We start from the raw sequence: 19,153 nt of genomic DNA on the forward strand, positions 1-19,153 counted from the left end.
GCGGCGGCGCGTCACTGTGCCGCGCAGAACTCGCCGCGTAGCAGCGCTTCCACTTCATGCGCCGGCAGCGGCCGGCTGAAGTAATAGCCTTGCGCCTCGTCGCAGCCATGGCGGCGCAGGTAATCGAGCTGCTCGGCCGTTTCCACGCCTTCGGCCACCACGCGCAGTTTCAGGTTGTGCGCCAGGGCGATGATCGAGACAACGATGGCCGCGTCGTCCGCGTCGCGCGCCACGTCGCCGACGAAACTGCGGTCGATCTTCAGCACGTCGATGGGGAAGGTGCGCAGGTAGGCGAAGCTGGAATAGCCGGTGCCGAAGTCGTCGATCGACAGCTGCACCCCCAGCGCCTTCATGTCGTGCAGCTGGCTGACGGCCAGCGCCACGTCGTGCATGAACAGGCTTTCCGTCAGTTCCAGTTCCAGGCAGGCGGGCGGCAAGCCCGATTCCAGCAGCACTTCGCCGATCGTGGCGACCAGGTTCGGCTCGTTGAACTGGCGCGCCGACAGGTTGACGGCCAGGCGCAAGGTATCGAGTCCCGCCGCATGCCAGCGTTTCACCTGCGCGCATGCTTCGCGCATGACCCAGGCGCCGATCGGCACGATCAGGCCCGTATCTTCCGCCAGCGCGATAAAGCGCTGCGGCGCCACCATGCCCAGGTCCGGGTGCTGCCAGCGCAGCAGCGCCTCCACGCCGACGATGCGCCCGCTGGCCAGGTCCACCTGCGGCTGGTAATGCAGCACGAACTGCTCCCTTTCGAGCGCATTGCGCAGCGCCGTCTCGATGCGCAGGCGCTCCAGCGTGGCCTGGTTCATGGCCGTCGTGTAGAACTTGATGTTGTTGCGGCCCTGTTTCTTGGCGCAGTACATGGCGATGTCGGCCTGCTCGATCAGGTTTTGCGTCTCGCCATTCAGGGTCACGTCGCCGGGCGCGTCGTAGCGCGACATGTCGTAGACGGCCACGCCGACGCTGCAGGTGACGAAGAATTCCTTGCCATCCAACAGCACGGGCTGGGCCACCGCATCCATCACGCGCTGCACGATGGCGCTGCTGAGCACTTCGTCCGCCTGTTCGCACAGGATGGCGACGAATTCATCGCCCGACAGGCGCGCCACCGTATCGCTTTCGCGCAGGCTGGCCTGCAAGCGCGTGGCGATGGTTTTCAGCAGCAGGTCGCCCGCCTTGTGGCCGAGGCTGTCGTTGACGAACTTGAAGCGGTCGAGGTCGATCAACAGCACCCACAATGCGCGGTTCTTGCGGCGCGACAGTGCCATCGCCTGCGCCAGGCGGTCGCGCAGCAGGGCGCGGTTGGGCAGGCCCGTCAGCACGTCATGATGGGCGATGTGCTGGATTTGCTGCTCGGCCAGCTTGCGTTCCGTGATTTCCGAACCCGTGCCGCGGTAGCCGCGAAATTCGCCCAGCTCGTTGAACAGCGGTTCGCCATTGATGCTGAACCAGCGCAACTGGCCGTCGCGGTCGTGCATCGCATATTCGAGGTTGGAAAAGGGCAGGTGCGCTTCCAGGTTCGCGATATGCTGCTTGCCCCAGCGCGAATTGCGCATTTCCGGGTTGTTTTCCCAGCGCGTCATGCCGATGAAGCGTTCCAGCGGCATGTTCGACTTGTCCGTGAAGCCGCTGGTGATGTGGGTGAAGCAGAAGTTGGCGTCCTGTTCCCAGTACCAGTCCGAGGACAGGGCCAGCAGGCGGCGGAAGCGCTTTTCGCTTTCCTGCAGGGCGCGCTCCGTGCGCTGGCGCGCCCGCACGTCGGCGCTGAGCAGTTCGTTGCTGCGTTTCAGGTCGGCCGTGCGCTGCTCCACCAGCAACTGTACGCGGCGCGAGCGCTGCGTCAGCGACTGCACGAAGGCGGCCGTCAGCAAGCTGAACAGCAAGCCCGTGATCACGGTAAACAAGGAACCCAGGTGGTCGGCCAGGAAGGGGCGCGGATGGGCCAGCACGCGCACGTGCCAGGGCCGCCCGGCGGAAGTAAAGGCCCGGTCATAATGGCTGTGGTAGGCAAAGTGCAGCCAGCGCGGCAAGGACTCCCAGGCGCCGCCTGCTTCGCTGGCGGGCGCCTGGCCATGCCGGAAGATCAATTGGCGCGGGTCGGCGCCGGCGTCCGCGTAGACGCTCAGTTCGAGCTGCGGGTCGCCCAGCAAGTCGGCGCCGGCGAGGATTTTCTGCACCAGTTCGCCTGCGCGGACGATGACGGCCGTATCGCCGATCAGCGCCGCGCGCCGCTGCTGCACTGTCTGCAGGGGCGCGCCGCGGCGGTACACGGGGCGCACGATGACGAAGCCTTGCTGCGGTCCCTGCGCCAGTGCCAGCAGGCCGGTGGCGGTGGCCTGGCCGCTGACGATGGCCTGTTCCAGCGCGCGTGCCAGCACGCCGTTCGGGCTGACGTTCAGGCCGAAGGCGGGGCCATTGCCCTGCAAGGGCTCGAGGTAGTCCACCACCAGGTAGCTGGCGCGCGTCGTGGCGGGCACGATGACGCCATCGTGCATTTCCGTCATCGCGTATTCCGGCACGATGCGTCGCAGTTCGGCCTCGAATGTGGCGCGCTGCGCATGCGGCACGATGCGGTGGAAATTGAAGGCCTGGATGAAGGGGTGGCGCTGCAGCAGCGGCGTGGTGAAGTCGTGGAATTGTTCGCGTGAGACGGGCACGACGGCGGCAAACAGCTGGTTCGTCGTGGTCAGCACCTCGACCGCATCGTCGAGTCCCTGCTCGATGGCGGCCACCCTGGCGCTGGCGCGCTGCTGCAGGCTCAGGCTCATCTTGTCGTATTCGAGCTGGCTGATGGCGGCGAACAGCACGGCCGTCACGCTGACGCCGCAGGCAAAGGTCAGCGCGGCCGCGGCGGAAATCGACAATGGCAGGCGGCCACGCAGCATGGTTTTTCCTATCTCACTTCATGGACACTCGAATTCGGCGGCGCCTGCCGGCCCCACGCAGGCCGTAGTTTGTCATAAACCACATCCATCATGCGAATTTTGCACCAAATTACTGCTAATAAGCAACAAAATCTATGGCCAGGGAGGGCGACTTTCAGTCGTTGCCCGCGCCGGACTGGCGGCGCAGCCGCCGCAACTGCCAGGCCGGCAGCCAGCGGTTCAGGAAAGCCAGGCCGCAGAGTCGGCGCCAGCGCACGAGGCGCACCGTGCGCACGGCGCGGCCGCCGGCGCCTTGCCCGGCCTTGGCGGCGAAGATGATGCGGTTATTGCCGGCGATACCGTCGAACTGGCAGACGGCGCCGCGGAAGGTGAGCATCAGGCGCGCCAGCATGGCGGGGTAGTGCGCGTCGTAGCTGAACAGATTGGCCACCAGCACGCCGCCGGGCAGCAGGGCGCGCAGGCAGTCCGCATAGAAGCGCGCGCTGCCGAGGGCGGGCGGCAAGCCCGTTTCGTCGTAGCCATCGAGCAGCAGCACGTCGGCGCAGCCCGGATGCTGGCGGATATAGCTGACGGCGTCCGTCTCGATGATGCGCAGGCGCGCGTCGTCGGGCGGCAGCATGAACTGCCCGCGCAGCGCGATCACGTCGGCGCGCAATTCCAGCACCGTGATGCGCGTGTCGGGCAGGTGGCGGTGGCAGAATTTCAGCAGCGAACCGCCGCCCAGGCCCACCATCAGGATGTGCCGCGGGCGAGGCACGAACAGGGTAAAGCACATCATGGCGCGCGCGTAGCGCAGCAGCAGGTGATCGGGGCGCGACAGCAGCATTTCGCTCTGGATCATGCCGGGCTGGAATTCCAGGCGGCGCCGGTCGCCACAGGTATGCACCTGCGGGGCAAGTGGGGAGGTGCTTCTGTTTTCCGGCATGGGACGACTTCGCTGAGTGGACTGGGGAGATGCTTTGTTGCATTCAGAGAAATCTGATAAGCTGCCGTGAGCATACCCGATTAATCCGCGCCGAGCATGCGTATATGTAGATCGGCACGCGGCGGCACGGCCGCGCAGTCGGGCACCATGGAGACAAGCATGTTTTTGGATCACCCCATCATTACGGCGACGAACAGTTTCACGGAGCCTGACCGCATCGAGCGGCTGACGCGCGTGTATGGCTACGCGGCGGCGCTGGCCGACCAGGCCGCCAATCTCGGCTTCATTGAAAAAGTGGCGCAGATCCACGACCACAAGGGCACGCTCATCGTGTTCTGGCACGAGGCGCCCAGCGAAGTGGAAAAGCAGTATTTCGTGCAGGCGTGGGCCAGCAAGATCGGCGACGGCAGCACCAATGTCGAACACGAAATCTGACCTGGCGCGCCGCGCCCGCGCAGCGATAGCGTAGCCCATGGATATCAAGACCCTGGTACTGGCCCTGGCGCTTGGCAACCTGAGCCTGTGCGCGGCCCTGTTCTTCTTCGAGTACGAGCGCAAGAAGTCGCTCAGCATGTCCACCTGGGCGGTGGCCAAGCAATGCCAGGCCGTGGCCTGGGGACTGCTGTATTTCCGCGGCGTGCTGCCCGATTTCCTCTCCATCCTGCTCGGCAACAGCCTGCTGTTTGCCGGCATGGCGCTCGATGCGGGCGCGCTGTGGCAGGCGGCCGGACGCAGCGGCTGGCGCCGCTATATCTTGCCGGCGCTGGGCCTGTCGGTGGGCCTGTTTGCCGCCTGCTACCTGTTCGACGTGGCGCCGCTGCTGCGCAGCGCCGGCGGATCGCTGATCGTAGCCGGTTTCTTCCTGGCCGGCGTGGCCGCGCTGTGCCTGAAATGGCGCGAGGCGAGCATGCTGCGCCGCTTCCTTGTCGTCAGCATGGGCATCCTGTCGCTGCTGATCGCCGCGCGCGGCGTGCTGGCCGCCGCCGTTCCCGGTTTCGATGCCGAGCTGATGCAGCTGGCCGGCTTCGGTGCCCTGTACCTGATGATGCTGACGAACGCCTTCGGCTATCTGCTGCTGTCGCGCGAAAAACTGGGCGGCGAACTGGCGCGCCTGGAAGTACTCGACGCGGCCACGGGCGTGCCGAACCGGCGCGGCTTTTACCAGGCGCTGGCGCCGTGGATGGCGCTGGCGCGCCGGCCCGGCTTGCCGACGGCGCTGGTGGTGCTCAATATCGACCATTTTAAAAGAGTCAACGACAGCTATGGCCATCCGGTGGGCGATGCGGTGCTGAAAACCATCGTCGACACGTGCCGCCAGCAGTTGCGCGACAGCGACCTGATGGGGCGCCTGGGCGGCGCCGAATTCGCCATCCAGCTGCCGCGCACGACCCTGGCCGATGCGCTGATGGTGGCCGAACGCATCCGCGCGGCCGTCGAAGCGCTGCCCGTCAAGACGGAGCGCGCCGTGCTGCAGCTGACGGCCAGCCTGGGCGTGACCACCATCCGCGCCGAAGACAGCACCGTCAGCCTGTTCAAACGGGCCGATGAAGCGCTGCAGGCAGCCAAGCAGGCGGGCCGCAACAGGGTGGTGGAAGCACAGGGCGCCAGCACCCTGGACGTGTAAAACAGCTTACTTTTTGGGCGAGCCCAGCCAGCTCGGTTCCTTGCCGCATTCCTTGGGCAGGAACAGGGCGTCGAGGCCGGGATCGCAGCGCCGGTCTGGCGCCTTCATCGGTTCGACGGTGAGCCATTCGCTCTTCGGCAGTATCTTTTCTTCGCGCGGCGCCACGGGCGGCGCGGGCGGCAGGCTGTCTTGCCAGCGCGACTCCGCGGCGGGCGCGGGCGGGGTGGCCCAGTTTGCGTCTACCTGTGCTTCCTGCGCTGGCGGCGTGTCCGCGTGTGCGGCGGCGCACAGCATGCTGCCCGCGAAGATGAAGGTGCGCATGGCGGCGCTGCTGAGTGAAATCATGTTGTTTCCTTGGTCGTTGTCGCGAAGGCGTTCCCGGCAGTATGAGGGCGGCAGCAAGCAAAAAGACAAGAAAATTGCAACGGCATGTTACCAAATGTGCCATGCTTGCTGGCGGCAGGCATTCCGGACGGCAGCAAGCCGAACGTGTGTATTCCCTAACTTTCATTTAAGCTGGGCAAGTTATGCTGGGGAGCGCACGCCAGGCTTCCCTGTGCCGCCGCACCGCAGTTCCCCTTTTTTACTCTTGCCAGGCCCATAATGAAAATTCTTAAATCCCTGCCTGTATGGCCGCTTGCCGCCCCGCTTGCCGGCTGGCTGTTCCTGTTCGGTTCCACCTTCAACGTCGGCGGCGCCTACCAGATCCTGCTCGTCGCCGGCCTGATCGGCAGCGTGCTGGCCGCCGTGTACCACGCGGAAGTGGTGGCGCACCGCATCGGCGAACCGTATGGCACCCTGGTGCTGGCGCTGGCCGTGACCCTGATCGAGGTGGCGCTGATCGTCTCGCTGATGCTGGCCGGCGGACCGGAAACGACGGGCCTGGCGCGCGACACCGTGTTCGCCGCCATCATGATCATCTTGAACGGCATCGTCGGCATCTGTTTGCTGCTGGGCGCCGGGCGCCATCGCGAGCAGACCTTCGGCTTGCTGGGCGTGAGCGCTTCGCTGGCCACCCTGGCGGCCATCGCCATTCTGACCCTGGTGCTGCCAAATTACACGTCGAGCGCCGCCGGCCCGTACTACAACTCGAGCCAGCTGATCTTCATCGCCGTCATCTCGCTGGTCCTGTACGGCACCTTCGTGCTGGTGCAGACGGTGCGCCACCGCGATTACTTCCTGCCCAAGGAGGCCGTCGGCGACGAAGAGGTGCATGCGGCGCCGCCCACGCCAACCGTCGCCTGGGTCAGCGCCGGCGCGTTGCTGGTGTGCCTGGGCGCCGTGGTGCTGCTGGCCAAGTCGCTGGCGCCCGCGCTGGAGACGGCGATTGCCGCCATGGGCGCGCCGAAAACCCTGGTCGGCATCGTCATCGCCGCCATCGTGCTGCTGCCAGAAGGCCTGGCCGCCGTGCGCGCCGCGCGCGCGAACCGTTTGCAAACGAGCTTGAACCTGGCGCTCGGTTCCGCCCTGGCCAGCATCGGCCTGACGATACCGGCCGTGGTCGTGGTGTCCCTGGCCACGGGCCTGACGATCACCCTGGGTCTCGATATCAAGTCGACGGTGCTGTTGCTGCTGTCGCTGATGGTGGCCACCCTGTCGCTGGGCACGGGCCGCACCACGGTCATGCAGGGCACCGTGCACCTGGTGATTTTCGCCGTGTATTTGTTTACCACCATCGTCCCGTAAACCGCCGCACCGCTGCCGTTTTGTCACAATCCTGTCACGCCGCTGTCATACGATGGCGGTAGTGTGGTAGGATTTTTAAATCGTTTAAATGATTTATATAGTTTAGCCAACTTTTTCAGTTGGCATGGTGATGACAAGACAAGAGGCCAGTATGTATGCAGCGGTGGACCTGGGGTCCAACAGTTTTCGTTTACACGTCGGCAAGCATGATGGCGACACGATCCGCGTGGTCAAGAGCGTGCGCGATCCGATACGCCTGGCCGCCGGCCTGGACGCCAATGGCGACCTGACCGAGGCGGCCATGCAGGGCGCGCTGGCCTGCCTGCAGCGTTTTCGCGCCATCCTCGCCGGCTTCGAACTCGAGGCCGTGCGCGTGGTGGCCACGTCGGCCATGCGCGTGGCGCGCAACGGCGCCGTCTTCCTGCCGCTGGCCGAACAAGCCATCGGCTACCCGATCGAGATCATCTCCGGCGAGGAAGAGGGGCGCTTGATCTACATGGGCGTGGCCAATGCGCTGGCCATACCCGGCGAGCGCCGACTGGTGATGGATATCGGCGGCGGCTCGACGGAACTGATACTGGGGCGCGGCAACGATATCGAGAAGGTGGAGTCGTTCAGCCTGGGCACCGTCAAGCAAAGCCTGTCGTTCTTCATCGGCGGGCGCATCGACGCGCCGTCGTTCGAGGCGGCCATCCTGTCGGCGCGCAGCCATTTCGAGGATGCGGCCCCGCCTTACCATCCGCAGCACTGGAAGACGGCCTACGGCTCTTCCGGCACCATCCGCACGATTGCCGACATCATCGCCCGCAACAAGCTGGGCGACGGCCTGCTCACGAGCGCCAGCCTCGATGCGCTGGCGCGCCGCTTCATCGAACTCGGTCACACGAGCCGCATCGACATGCCCGGTTTGCGCCCGGACCGCGCCAGCACCATCGTCGGCGGCCTGGCCATCCTGATCGGCCTGTTCCGCGAACTGGCCATTCCCGCCATGACGCCGATCGAGGCGGGCTTGCGCATGGGCGTGATGTGGGATCTGTACCTGCGTTCGACCAAGCGCGACCGCCGGGAACAGTCGGTGCAGGGCTGCATGGAGAAATTCCATATCGACCAGCAGCGCGCCGGCCGGGTGGCCGAGCAGGCGCTGGCCATGTACGCGCAGCTCAAGCCCACGTCCGACGCCCTGGTCAAATGCCTGCGCTGGAGCAGCCTGCTGCACGAAGTGGGTCTGGCCGTGTCGCAGACGGGCTACCACAAGCATGCCTCCTACATCGTGGAAAACGCGGACTTGCCCGGTTTTACGACGCGCGAACAGAAGACCATGAGCCGGCTGATCCTGGCGCAGAAGGGCAACTTGCGCAAGATCGGCGAAGTGCTGTCCGACCCCGATTTCGCCAAGGCCGTGCTGGCGCTACGCCTGTCGATCCTGCTCATGCATGCGCGCATCGAAGCCGATTTCAGCGAACTGCGCCTGCGCATGAAGAACCGCATCGAACTCGATATCAAGCGCGGCTGGGTGGCGCACCATCCCACCGTGTCGTTCTGGATTGAGAAGGAGCAGGAATTCTGGGATGAGGTCGGGGTCGATTTCACCATCCGCGCCAGTGCCTAGGAGGTCATGCCATGCGCATGACTTGATGTGCAGCAAGCAAGATTTCAAAAAACAGTATATATTGTTTATATTATTTATTAGATTGGAAAATCCATGACCAAGACCGTCCCGGCGAAAAAAGCCGACAGCGCACCCGTATCGATGTTCCCCACCAGCGCCTCGATCAACGCGGCCAAGGCCGCGCCAGCCGCCAAACCGGCAGCCAAGCCTGCCGTGAAACCGGCTGCCAAGCCGGTGGCAAAAGCCGCCGTCAAGCCGGCCGCCGTCAAGCCTGTCGCCGCCAAGCCTGCGGCGGCGAAACCGGTTGCGGCGAAGCCAGTAGCAGCCAAGCCCGCCGCTGCCAAGGCGCCAGCCGCCAAGCCGGCGGCCAAGGCCGTCGTGGCCAAGCCGGTCGCCAAGGCGGCAGTGAAAGCCGTTGCCAAGCCAGCGGCCAAGGTTGCCGCGAAGCCCGCCACCAAGCCGGCGGCGAAAGCCGCCGTCAAACCGGTAGTCAAGGCCGCCGCCAAGCCTGCGCCAGCGAAAAAAGCGCCGGCCGTCAAGGTCGCCGCCGTCAAGGAAAAAGCCCGCAAGCCGAAACTCGTGCGCGACAGCTTCACCATGCCGGAAGCGGAATACGAAGTGCTGGGCCAAGTGAAAAAAGCCTGCCTGAAAGCCGGCTTCGAGATCAAGAAAAGCGAATTGCTGCGCATCGGCGTGGCGCTGATCAGCCAGATCGACCTGGCTACCCTGCAAAACGTGCTGGCCGGCTTGCCGCAGCTGAAAACGGGCCGTCCGAAGAAGGATTGATGGCGCGGGCAGGGGCCGCCCCCTGCCTGGCCGTTCTGGTTTACCATGGGGCCTGTGATAGTTCCCCCATGGTTGCCATGTCAGAAGATACAGAGATCGAACGCGCCGGCTTCGTCGTGCGCGCCATCGTCCGCCACCAGGCGGGCGTCGCTACCCCCGCCATCGACCACGTCGCCGAGGAAATCCCCGTCGCGCTGGTCTTCAATGGCATTTCCCACGTCGTCATGATGGCCACCCCGCGCGACCTGGAAGCGTTCGCGTATGGCTTCGCGCTGACGGAAGGCGTGGTCGCTTCCGCCGATGCCATCTTCGATTGCGAAGTGTTCCTGCGTCCAGATTCGGCCGAAGTGGCGTTGAGCATCGCCCAGGAGGATTTCGTGCGCCTGAAGGACCGGCGCCGCCAGTTGACGGGCCGCACGGGCTGCGGCGTGTGCGGCATCGACAGCATCGACATGCTCGACTTGCAGCCGGCGCCGTTGCCGCCATCCCTGATCCGCGTCGACCTGCCCGCCGCGCTGGCGCGTGCCTCCGCCGGCTTGCGCGAACACCAGGCGCTGATGCGGGAAACGGGCGGCGTCCACGCGGCCGCGTGGTGCACGCCCGACGGCGACATCGTGCGCGTGTTCGAGGATGTCGGCCGCCACAATGGTCTCGACAAGCTGATTGGCCATCTGGCGCTGCACGATATCGACATGCGGCGCGGCTTCGTCTTCCTGTCCAGCCGCGGCAGCTACGAGCTGGCGCGCAAGGCGGCGCGCATGCAGATTCCGCTGTTGGCGACGATTTCCGCCCCCAGTTCGCTGGCCATTGCCATCGCCACGCAGGCGGGCATGAAGCTGGCGGGTTTCTGCCGCCAGGACGCCTACGTCGATTACACGCCCGGCATCACGCTTTAACTTCACTGCGTTGCAGCAGCACGGGCACGGACTTCGACGTGGGCGTGCCGGCGCCGTCGGCCGTGCTGGCCAGCGGCACCAGCGCGTTCGTCTCCGGGTAGTAGGCGCCCAGGCAGCCGCGCGGGATGTCGTAGGCGACGAGCCGGAAACCATCGGCGCGGCGCGCCACGCCATCGTCCCAGGCGCCGATCAGGTCCACCAGCTCGCCATCGGCAAAGCCCAGCATGGCGATATCTTCCGCATTGGCGAAGACGACCTTGCGCGTGCCGTACACGCCCCGATAGCGGTCGTCCATGCCGTAGATGGTGGTGTTGTACTGGTCGTGCGAACGCGTGCTCATCAAGACCATCAGGCGCTCGCCGTGGCGCGCTCTAGCGCGGTGCAGCGGCGTATCGAGGTCCAGCGGAGCGACGAGGAAGCTGGCCTTGCCGCTGGCTGTCTTCCACACGCGCTCGCGCGAGGCCACCGTCAGATGAAAGCCGCCCGGCTGCGCCACCCTGGCGTTGTAGTCGTAAAAATCGTCAAAGACTTTTTCGATGTCGTCGCGGATGCGCGCATAGTCGGCCGCATACGCGCGCCAGTCGACCAGGCTGCTGCCCACGGTCGCTTCCGCCATGCCGGCCACGATGGCCACTTCCGAGCGCAGCTGCGGCGCAGCGGGCGCATTGCGGCCGTACGAAATATGCACCATGCTCATCGAGTCTTCCACCGTCACGCCCTGCGCCACGCCGCCTTGCAGGTCGATTTCCGTGCGCCCCAGGGTGGGCAGCAGCAGGGCTTCCTTGCCGATGACGAGGTGGCTGCGATTGAGCTTGGTGGCCACCTGCACCGTCAGCGCGCACTGGCGCAGGGCGGCAAAGGTCAGCGGCGTGTCCGGCGTGGCTGCCGCGAAATTGCCGCCCAGCGCGATGAACACTTTGACGTCGCCGCGCCGCATGGCTGCGATGGTGGCCACCACGTCGTGGCCGTGCGCGCGCGGCGGCGCAAATCCATACACCTGACCCAGGCGGTCAAGGAAGGCCGTTGTCGGCATTTCCTCGATGCCCACCGTGCGGTCGCCCTGCACGTTCGAGTGGCCGCGCACTGGGCACAGGCCGGCGCCCGGCTTGCCGATCTGCCCGCGCAGCATCATCAGATTCGACAGCATGCGGATGGCCGCCACGCTGTGCTTGTGCTGCGTCAGGCCCATGCCCCAGGTGGCGATGACGCGCTGGCCCTTGACGAAGATATCCGTCAACGCCTCGATCTGCGCGCGCGCCACGCCCGATTCCGCCACGAGCAGTTGCCAATTCTCTGCGCGCAGGTCGTCGCGGAAGGCGTCGAAGCCGCTGCAGTGTTCAACGATGAAAGCGTGGTCGATGACGGCGGGCCTGCCTGCCGCCTGCGCCGCATCGTCATGCTCGACGACCCTCTTGGCGACGGCCTTGATCAGGGCGAAGTCGCCGCCCAGGGTGGGCTGGACGAACAGGCCGGCCAGGCGCGTGCTGCCCAGGGTCGCCATTTCCAGCGCGCTTTGTGGGTCCATGAAGCGCTGCAAGCCCCGTTCGCGCAGGGGATTGATGGAGACGATGCTGCCGCCGCGGCGCGCGCAGTCGCGCAGTTCGCCCAGCATGCGCGGGTGGTTGGTGGCGGGATTCTGGCCGAAGATGAGGATGGTGTCGGCCAGTTCGAAGTCGGCCAGGGTCACCGTGCCCTTGCCGATGCCCACGGTGGCCGGCAAGCCGCGGCTGGTCGCCTCGTGGCACATGTTGGAGCAGTCGGGGAAGTTATTGGTGCCGTACAGGCGCGCCATCAGCTGGTACAAAAACGCGGCCTCGTTGCTGGCGCGCCCCGACGTGTAGAACGCGGCCTGGTTCGGATCGGGCAGGGCGCGCAGGTGGCGGCCCACGAGGGCATAGGCGTCGTCCCAGGAAATCGGCACGTAGCGGTCGCTGGCGGCGTCGTACACCATCGGTTCCGTCAAACGACCGTGCTGTTCGAGCGCGTAGTCTGATTGCTCCAGCAGCTGCGTGACGGTATGGCTGGCGAACAGCGGCGGTCCGGCGCGGCGGCTGGTCGCTTCGGCGGCGACGGCCTTGGCGCCGTTTTCGCAAAAGGCAAACGTGGAAGCGTGGTTGCGGTCGGGCCAGGCGCAGCCGGGGCAATCGAAGCCGTCCGGCTGGTTCTGCGCCAGCAGCGCCTTCAGATTCTCGGGCGCGACCCGCTCCTGGCGCAGGCTGATGGCCACGTGTTTCAAGGCATCCCAGCCGGCGGCCGGCTTGGTGTAGGGCGTGATGTGCGGTGCGTCCTGGTCTTTCATGGGCTCTTTCGGCTGGGCGAGTGTGGTAATTATGCACGATCCCCGAATGACATTGACTTGCGTCATGGAAATGACATTCGGCTGTCATTTTCCTGACATATTAGGCAAGTACGCTGGAGTCGTCTTGATCACAGGGATGAAACCATGCAAAACATAATCGCATCAAATGAAGCCAAGGCCCGGCCGGTCCAACTGGTGCTGAGCCAGGCCACGACAGCGGCGGAATTGCGCGAAGTGCAGCGTTTGCGCTACAAGGTGTTTATCGAGACCATGGGCCTGACGTCGCTGGCCAATGCCGATGGCCTCGACAGCGATGAATTCGACGCGCACTGCGATCACCTGATCGTGCGCGACGCCGATACCCTGAAAGTGGTGGGAACCTACCGCGTGCTGAGCGCGGCCAAGGCCGCCAAGATCGGCCGGCTGTACTCGGAAAACGAGTTCGACCTGAGCCGCCTGAAGAACCTGCGCGGACGCATGGTCGAAGCGGGCCGCGCCTGCATCCACCCGAAATACCGGGGCGGCAGCGTGATCATGCTGCTGTGGTCTGGCCTGGCCGAGTACATGCGCCGCGAGCGCTGCGACTACCTGGTCGGCTGCGCCAGCATCAGCCTGGCCGATGGCGGCCATAACGCCGTCGCCGTGTACCAGGCGCTGGCGGAAAAGCACATGGCTCCGAGCGAGTATCGCGTCACGCCGCACCTGCCTTTCCCCATCCACCAGGTGGAAGCGGCGCACAAGCCGCAAGTGCCGCCGCTGATCAAGGGCTATCTGCGTTCGGGCGCCTGGATTTGCGGCGAACCGGCCTGGGATCCTGATTTTGAAAGCGCCGACATGTTCATGATGATGCCGCTGGCGAATCTGGACGAACGCTATGCGCGCCATTATGGCGTGGTGCCTGGCTAAGCTTATTGCCGGGCAGTGAAGCCTGCAGCTGGCCGGCCAGCGCCTGCACGGCGCTGCGCAGGCCGGTGTCCGGGCTGCCCGGCGGCAGCAGTTCAAGCAGGAAGCGCAGCGGCGCCGTGATCGCTTCGGGTTCGCCGATGCTGCCGTGGCGCCGCACGGCGTCGTGGTACAGGGCCAGGAAGGCGGCGCGCGCGGGCGCGTCGAAGGGCTGGCCGTCCGGCACCTGCCACAGGGCCGCCAGCAGGGCGGCGCGCACGGGAGCGCCGGCGTCGATGGCGCGGTGTTCGTCCGCGTGGCGCTGGCGCGCATAGGCGATGGCGTCGTGCAGCAGGTCGCCCAGCTGCGGATCGAGGGCGCGCCACGCGCCGTTGTCGCCATGGGCTTTCAGCAGCAGGGCGCCCGCCAGCACCTGGAAAATCAGGTCGCAGTCGGCCGCGCCGCTGCGCCGCCGCGCTTCTTCCAGCGCGGCCAGGCAGGCGTCCGTCATGGCGCGCAGGGCCGGCGCGCCCGAGTTTCCTTCGCGGCAGGCCAGGCGCGCCTGCAAGGCCCAGTAGCGTCCCAGCAGGGCCAGGCGCTGGGCCGTGGGCGCCAGCGCCACCAGCAGGTCGACATGCTGTTTTCCATCCTGCAGCAGTTGCCGTCCCTGCGTCATATCGGGCACGGCCGGCACCTCGATGCCGGCGCCCGCATCGATGCCGCACAGGGCCGCGCCCTGGCTGATTTCCAGTTCCGCCCAGTGCGCGAGCGCGCGCAAGCCCACCTTGCCGTCGGCCGCGCTGTGTGCAGCCCGGTAGTGTTCGATGGCGCGCAGGGTGTTCTCCAGTCCCCCCAGGCCGGCGCGCGTGGCGGCCATGTTTTCGCGGATGTCGGCGCAGCCGAAGAAGCGCGCGCGCACGGCTTCCTCGATGCCGCCCAGTTTTTCCTCGATGGCCGCGCGGCGCGCAGGATCGGCGCCGGCCAGGCGCGCGTGCAGGGTTTCCAGGTCGGCCAGCAAATGGCCGTGGTAGTGGTAGTCGGGCGCTTGCCAGGGTCGGCTCTGGGTGTTCGGAAAGCGGTAGCGGTCGTCGCCATACGCCTGGTAGGCGCCCCAGGTATTCGAGGCCGGGAACCGCAGGTACGCGGCCTCGCGCGCCAAGCGCACGGCGTCGCCGAAATATTCGCCGCTCAGCATGGCGTGATAGAAGCTGTGCGCGAAGATGCTGGCCGCCTGGTCGTCGATGCGCCAGCCGGCCGCGATCACCGCCTGCGAACCCATTTCTATGAAGGCCGTGGCCAGGCTGGCGGCCAGTTTCGACCACGGCGCGATGGCGTCCGGGCGCATGTCGCCCAGGTGGCAGCAATTGATGAAGACGAACTGCGGCACGCGCTTCAATTTACCCACCTGCGCGGCCGTCAGCCGTGTCTTCGGTCCCAGCACCAGGCCCGTATGGGCGATGCCGGGACCGGCCACTTCGCCGTGGCCGGCCAGGTGGATGGCGAAATAGCGCTCGTCGAACAGGTGCACGAGCACGCGCTGGGCCTGCGGGCGCAGCAGCTCGCGCACCTGGTAGCCGTACGCGCCGAACATGCGCGCCACGTCCTGCGCCTCGGCCTGTGCGGCGGGCAGCTCGGGCAGGCCGGAATCGGTGTCGCCGATCACCAGCACGCTGTTGCTGGGCGGACTGACGGCGGACGGCTGCTCGCGCAGGCTGGCCAGCTGGCGCACCATGCCGATGCGCGTCGACAGCGGGCTTTCTTCGCTGCCCGCCTCGTCGCGCATCAGCTCCCACGGATAGATGGCGGCGCTCTGGTCGACGGCCAGGATCAGGCCGCGCATCTCGGGAATGGCCGCCTTGAGTCCATTGGGCAGCATCAGTTCGTACAGGGCGCGCGACAGGCCCGGCTGGTCGGTGGTGTTGTCGGTGGCGTCCATGATCAGGCCATCGACGGCTTGCCGCTGGTTCGGCTCCTCGTCGACGCTGTTGTGGGCGCGGTCCGTCAGCACGGTGAAGCGCAGGGCGCCGGAGAGGTCGGCGGCGACGATCTGCACGCGGCGCCAGCCATTGTCGCCGCTCAGGCTGGGCAGGATGCGCCGGTAGCCGCCGGGACTGTGGCGGATGCGCCGCTCGAACGTGAAGCTGCCCTGGTAGCGCGCTTCGGCCATGATCTGTTCGATGGCCACGGCGGCCGCGATGGCGCGCGCCTCGGCCTGTTCGTAGATGGCGATGTGGCCGATGCGGCACGCCATGCCCGCGTCTTCCAGGCGCCGGTTGGCGCTGCGCGCGCCGTCGATCAGGGCCCGCGCGCACAGGGCGATGCTCAAGCCGCCATAGCCGGAACCGGACAGCAGGCTGGCCACGCGCAAGCCGTGTTCGCCCATCGGCGGCGCGGCCACGTGGCCGGCGGCGCGCACCTGCAGGCAGACGCACGCGTATTCGAGCAGGCCGCCGGCAAAGGCGCGCGCCAGTTCGCCCGGCGTCAGCTCGCCCAGCGCACCCAGGCCGATGACGATGGCGCCGCCGGGCCGGCGCGCCGCATCGGGCTGCAGCACCACGAGGGCGGAGTCGGGGCGCTGCGGAAAGCGCCCGAGCGCGTGGATTTCCTGCAGCTTGCCCGCCAGCAGGCGGTCGAGAAAACTCATGCTGCCGCGCAGCGATTCGGACGCGTAGCAGCCGCTCATGACGGGCGCGTCGGCCGAAGCCATGCTGCCGTGGATGACGGATAGGCTCAGCTGCGCCGCGCTGCTCTCCGGCGCGCTGGCGGGACCGGCGGCGCCGAGGGCCGCGTCGAGGAGTTCCTGCGGCTGCGGGTATAGCGGCGTCGCCTCGGGCGCGTACGGATGGAAGCGGGGCGGGGCGCCGCCGGGCGCATGCGGCGGGTGCCGGGGCAGGGCGGCGTCCTGGCCGTTGTCGAGCAGCTGCGCGATGGCCGGGAAGTAGTCCTTTTGCAGCAGCAGGTCGCCATGCGCCACCGGCAGGTAGCAGGCGACCACGCCGTCCGGCACCGCGCCTTGCCAGGCCGTGCGGCCATCGCCATCGGGCGACCAGGCCGTCTCGATGCCGTCATCGCGCAGGCGCAGCGCCACGGGCGTGTCGGCGCAGCCGGCCAGGTAGCTGCAAAGGCGGGGATCGAGCGGGGCGGCATCGAGCAGGGCGACGGTGGCGCGCGACGCGGCCAGCGCCTGGGCCTCGGGCGCCTGCCAGCCGCCGGGCAGGCCCGCTTGCGCGTCGCCGGCGGCCAGCTGTGCCCACGTGGCGGCGTCAAAATAATCGACGCCGCCCGGTTGCGGCCACGGCAGCATGTCCAGCACGCCGGGAAAGGCGCGCACGAAGCCGAGAAACTGGCGCCGCGTGTGCTTCCAGCTGATCCAGCAGGCCAGCATCTGCACCAGCCGGTCGCGTCCCAGCAGTACCTGCACCATCGCCTGCGTGCCGCGGTTGGCCGTGCCCACCTGCAGCAAGCGGCTGCCGGGCAGGGCGCCGAAGCGCTGCCAGCGGTCTTTCAGGGCCAGGCGCGCCACCAGCCCGCCCATGCCGTGGGCCACGATGCGCAGCGGCTGGCCGCGCTGTTCCGCGTCGCGCATGGCGTCGTCGAGCACGGGCAGGAAGGCGCGGCACGAGTCCTGCAGCGACAAACGCCAGTCATAGGTAAAGGGCCGCACTTCCTGGCTTTGCGCGAGAAAGCGGGCAAACGGCTCGTAGCACGATTCGATCCAGCCGGCGCTGACGATGTGCGACTGGCCCACGGCCAGGCGTTCGATGCGCCCTTCGACGAGGTTGACGGGGTCGAACCAGATGCGGTTGCTGCCCACTTGCAGGTGGCTGCCCATGATGTCGGGCAGCAGCAGCACGATGGGCGCGTGCGCGCGCCGTTTCGGCACTTCGCCGCCGCGCGCCAGGGGGCCGTGTTCGATGCCGGGCAGGGGCTGGTAGGCCGTCTCGTCGCCCGTGAGCGCCTGCATGGCGGCCTGACTCGATGGCGCGCGCTCGAAGTAATTGAGGTGGTGCGAGTGCGGCCCGCGCAGCAGCAGTTGCCGCACCGGCGTGCTGCGCGTGGCGCCGCCGGCCATCGAGGCGCAATTGACCACGAGGTCGTTCTGTCCGCCGTACAGCTGGCCGTCCAGGCAGTCGCCCAGCCAGCCCAGCAGGCCATCGCCGCTGCAGGCGCCGGCCAGCACGTGCAGCGGGCTGGCCACGCGCACATCGGGCGCATTGAGCAGGGCCACCAGCGGCGAGTCGGGCATCATCGCTTCCAGTCCGGGCAGGATGCGCGCGTCGCAGCGCTGCCGCACCAAGGCCAGCAGGAAGGCCATGGCGCCGTCGGGAATGCCGCCGTGCAGCAGCAGGTTGAACATCACGCTGGCCCAGCGGTCGAGCCGGCCCGACATCAGGGTGGTGCCGCGCGCCGGGCAGGCCACGCGCACGAAGCGGGCGATGCGGATGGCGCGCGTCTTCAGTTCCACGCTCAATTCGCGCAGGCGCGCCGCATCTTCGTCGTAGCCGCCGCGTCCGCCCAGCCGCCCCTGCGCCGTGAAGTGTTCGATATCGTGGCTGTTGAACGCTTCGCCGCCCACCGTGTTTTCGCTCAGCCGTTCCAGGTTGTCGCCAGCCAGGTCGACGGCGCCGCGGCTGTCGATGCGCTGCGCGCGCGCCAGCAGTTCGCCCACCAGGCCGCCGCGCGAATGGCTCAGGAGGTGCAGCACGGCGCCGTGCGGCAGCTGGCGCACGAGGGCCAGCGCATTTTCGATGGGGCTGTCGCTGAGGCTGCGGTGCTCGTAGCCGTAGATGCGGTTGCCGTACTGCGCCGCCAGCGGCGGCGCCAGGCCGTTGCGCCACAGGCCGCCAAAGCTGCGCCGGGTCGACGAGGCCGTGCCGTGCAACAGCAGCAGCACGGGTTCCGGCCCGGCGGGCAGGCTGGCGACGGCCGTCATGCCGCCCGCCTCGATGCCGCAGCGGTACAGGCCCAGGCGCTGTTCCAGCTGGCGGTCCTGGAAGGCGCCCGCCGCCGCCAGCGCCGTCATGGCGGCGGCGCCGCAGCGGTACACGCGCACGGCCCGCAGCATCCAGGCGCCCAGGCCGTCGCGGCTGGCGCCGGGCGGCTGGCGCGCCGCCTGCGGGCGCAAGGCCAGCCCCACTTCGATGCTGGCGGGCGCGCCGTCGCGCGCCACCGTGGCCGGCCCCAGGTAGCGCGGCAGGTCGAGGCTGCCGGCCAGCAGCGAACTGCCGTCGCACAGCAGCAGCTGCACCACGTCGTCCGCGCCGATATCGAGCACGGTGCGGCAGCTGCCGATGCCGCGCGCGCCGGACAGCACGTGGGTTTCGGCATGCCAGCCGGGCGCGGCGGGGCAGTCGCCGGCGCTGGCGAGGGGATCGCGCGTGAGCGTCAGGCGCAGCACGGGCGGCGCAAGGGGATCGCTGGACATGCGGTTGGGATCGCTGGTTAAAAGCTGACCTTGATGCCTGCGCGGACTATGCGTGTTGTGTCAGATCAAGTATGCGTGGAAATGCTGGGGGAGAAGCTGGGAGGGGGCTTGCTGGAGCGGGAAGGCAGAGAAA

12 protein-coding genes are annotated in these 19,153 nt (G+C 67.4%); 7 read left to right on the forward strand and 5 right to left on the reverse strand.

What is annotated here, in order from left to right; translation table 11 throughout:
* Positions 1-11: 11 nt before the first annotated feature.
* Both BLU39_RS11000 and BLU39_RS11005 read right to left on the reverse strand, forming a co-directional pair.
* Entirely contained in the window at positions 12-2,888 is a 2,877-nt protein-coding gene (locus BLU39_RS11000; protein WP_092712851.1) for a bifunctional diguanylate cyclase/phosphodiesterase, read from the reverse strand.
* Between the two features lie 154 nt (positions 2,889-3,042).
* On the reverse strand, positions 3,043-3,813 hold the full coding sequence (locus BLU39_RS11005; RefSeq protein WP_092712853.1) for a spermine/spermidine synthase domain-containing protein: 771 nt from the start codon (positions 3,811-3,813) through the stop codon (positions 3,043-3,045).
* 159 nt (positions 3,814-3,972) lie between these two features.
* On the opposite strand from BLU39_RS11005, the gene BLU39_RS11010 reads away from it, so the two are divergent.
* Both BLU39_RS11010 and BLU39_RS11015 read left to right on the forward strand, forming a co-directional pair.
* Entirely contained in the window at positions 3,973-4,248 is a 276-nt protein-coding gene (locus tag BLU39_RS11010; RefSeq protein ID WP_077402750.1) for a hypothetical protein, read from the forward strand.
* A gap of 37 nt (positions 4,249-4,285) precedes the next feature.
* Positions 4,286-5,437, forward strand: a complete 1,152-nt coding sequence (locus BLU39_RS11015; protein WP_092712855.1) for a GGDEF domain-containing protein — start codon at positions 4,286-4,288, stop codon at positions 5,435-5,437.
* A 6-nt stretch (positions 5,438-5,443) separates the two neighbouring features.
* On the opposite strand, the gene BLU39_RS11020 is transcribed toward BLU39_RS11015, so the two are convergent.
* The gene (locus BLU39_RS11020; protein WP_092712856.1) at positions 5,444-5,782 is read right to left on the reverse strand and encodes a hypothetical protein; all 339 of its coding nucleotides are present in this window, start codon (positions 5,780-5,782) and stop codon (positions 5,444-5,446) included.
* Positions 5,783-6,040: 258 nt separating this feature from the next.
* Between BLU39_RS11020 and BLU39_RS11025 the strand changes: the two genes are divergently transcribed.
* The 4 genes from BLU39_RS11025 to fdhD all read left to right on the forward strand — a co-directional run bounded on the left by BLU39_RS11025 (position 6,041) and on the right by fdhD (position 10,414).
* On the forward strand, positions 6,041-7,123 hold the full coding sequence (locus BLU39_RS11025; RefSeq protein ID WP_092712857.1) for a calcium:cation antiporter: 1,083 nt from the start codon (positions 6,041-6,043) through the stop codon (positions 7,121-7,123).
* A 151-nt stretch (positions 7,124-7,274) separates the two neighbouring features.
* Positions 7,275-8,732, forward strand: coding sequence for a Ppx/GppA phosphatase family protein (locus BLU39_RS11030; RefSeq protein ID WP_092712858.1), 1,458 nt, complete (start codon positions 7,275-7,277; stop codon positions 8,730-8,732).
* Between the two features lie 93 nt (positions 8,733-8,825).
* Positions 8,826-9,518, forward strand: a complete 693-nt coding sequence (locus BLU39_RS11035; protein WP_092712859.1) for a hypothetical protein — start codon at positions 8,826-8,828, stop codon at positions 9,516-9,518.
* A gap of 68 nt (positions 9,519-9,586) precedes the next feature.
* Positions 9,587-10,414: a formate dehydrogenase accessory sulfurtransferase FdhD gene (gene fdhD, locus BLU39_RS11040; RefSeq protein WP_092712861.1), complete on the forward strand. Its 828-nt coding sequence runs from the start codon at positions 9,587-9,589 to the stop codon at positions 10,412-10,414.
* On the opposite strand, the gene BLU39_RS11045 is transcribed toward fdhD, so the two are convergent.
* Positions 10,404-12,713: an FdhF/YdeP family oxidoreductase gene (locus BLU39_RS11045; RefSeq protein ID WP_092712863.1), complete on the reverse strand. Its 2,310-nt coding sequence runs from the start codon at positions 12,711-12,713 to the stop codon at positions 10,404-10,406. The two genes, fdhD and BLU39_RS11045, sit on opposite strands and share 11 nt — an antisense overlap.
* A 144-nt stretch (positions 12,714-12,857) precedes the next feature.
* Between BLU39_RS11045 and BLU39_RS11050 the strand changes: the two genes are divergently transcribed.
* A complete protein-coding gene (locus tag BLU39_RS11050; RefSeq protein WP_046683713.1) occupies positions 12,858-13,619 on the forward strand; it encodes a GNAT family N-acetyltransferase in 762 nt (253 codons plus the stop codon).
* On the opposite strand, the gene BLU39_RS11055 is transcribed toward BLU39_RS11050, so the two are convergent.
* Positions 13,552-19,020 carry a CHAT domain-containing protein gene (locus tag BLU39_RS11055; protein WP_092712865.1) on the reverse strand — a complete coding sequence of 1,823 codons (5,469 nt, stop codon included), beginning with the start codon at positions 19,018-19,020 and terminating at the stop codon, positions 13,552-13,554. The two genes, BLU39_RS11050 and BLU39_RS11055, sit on opposite strands and share 68 nt — an antisense overlap.
* Positions 19,021-19,153 lie beyond the last annotated feature (133 nt).

This window comes from Janthinobacterium sp. OK676 (assembly GCF_900103595.1).
In the GTDB taxonomy this organism is placed as follows: domain Bacteria; phylum Pseudomonadota; class Gammaproteobacteria; order Burkholderiales; family Burkholderiaceae_D; genus Janthinobacterium.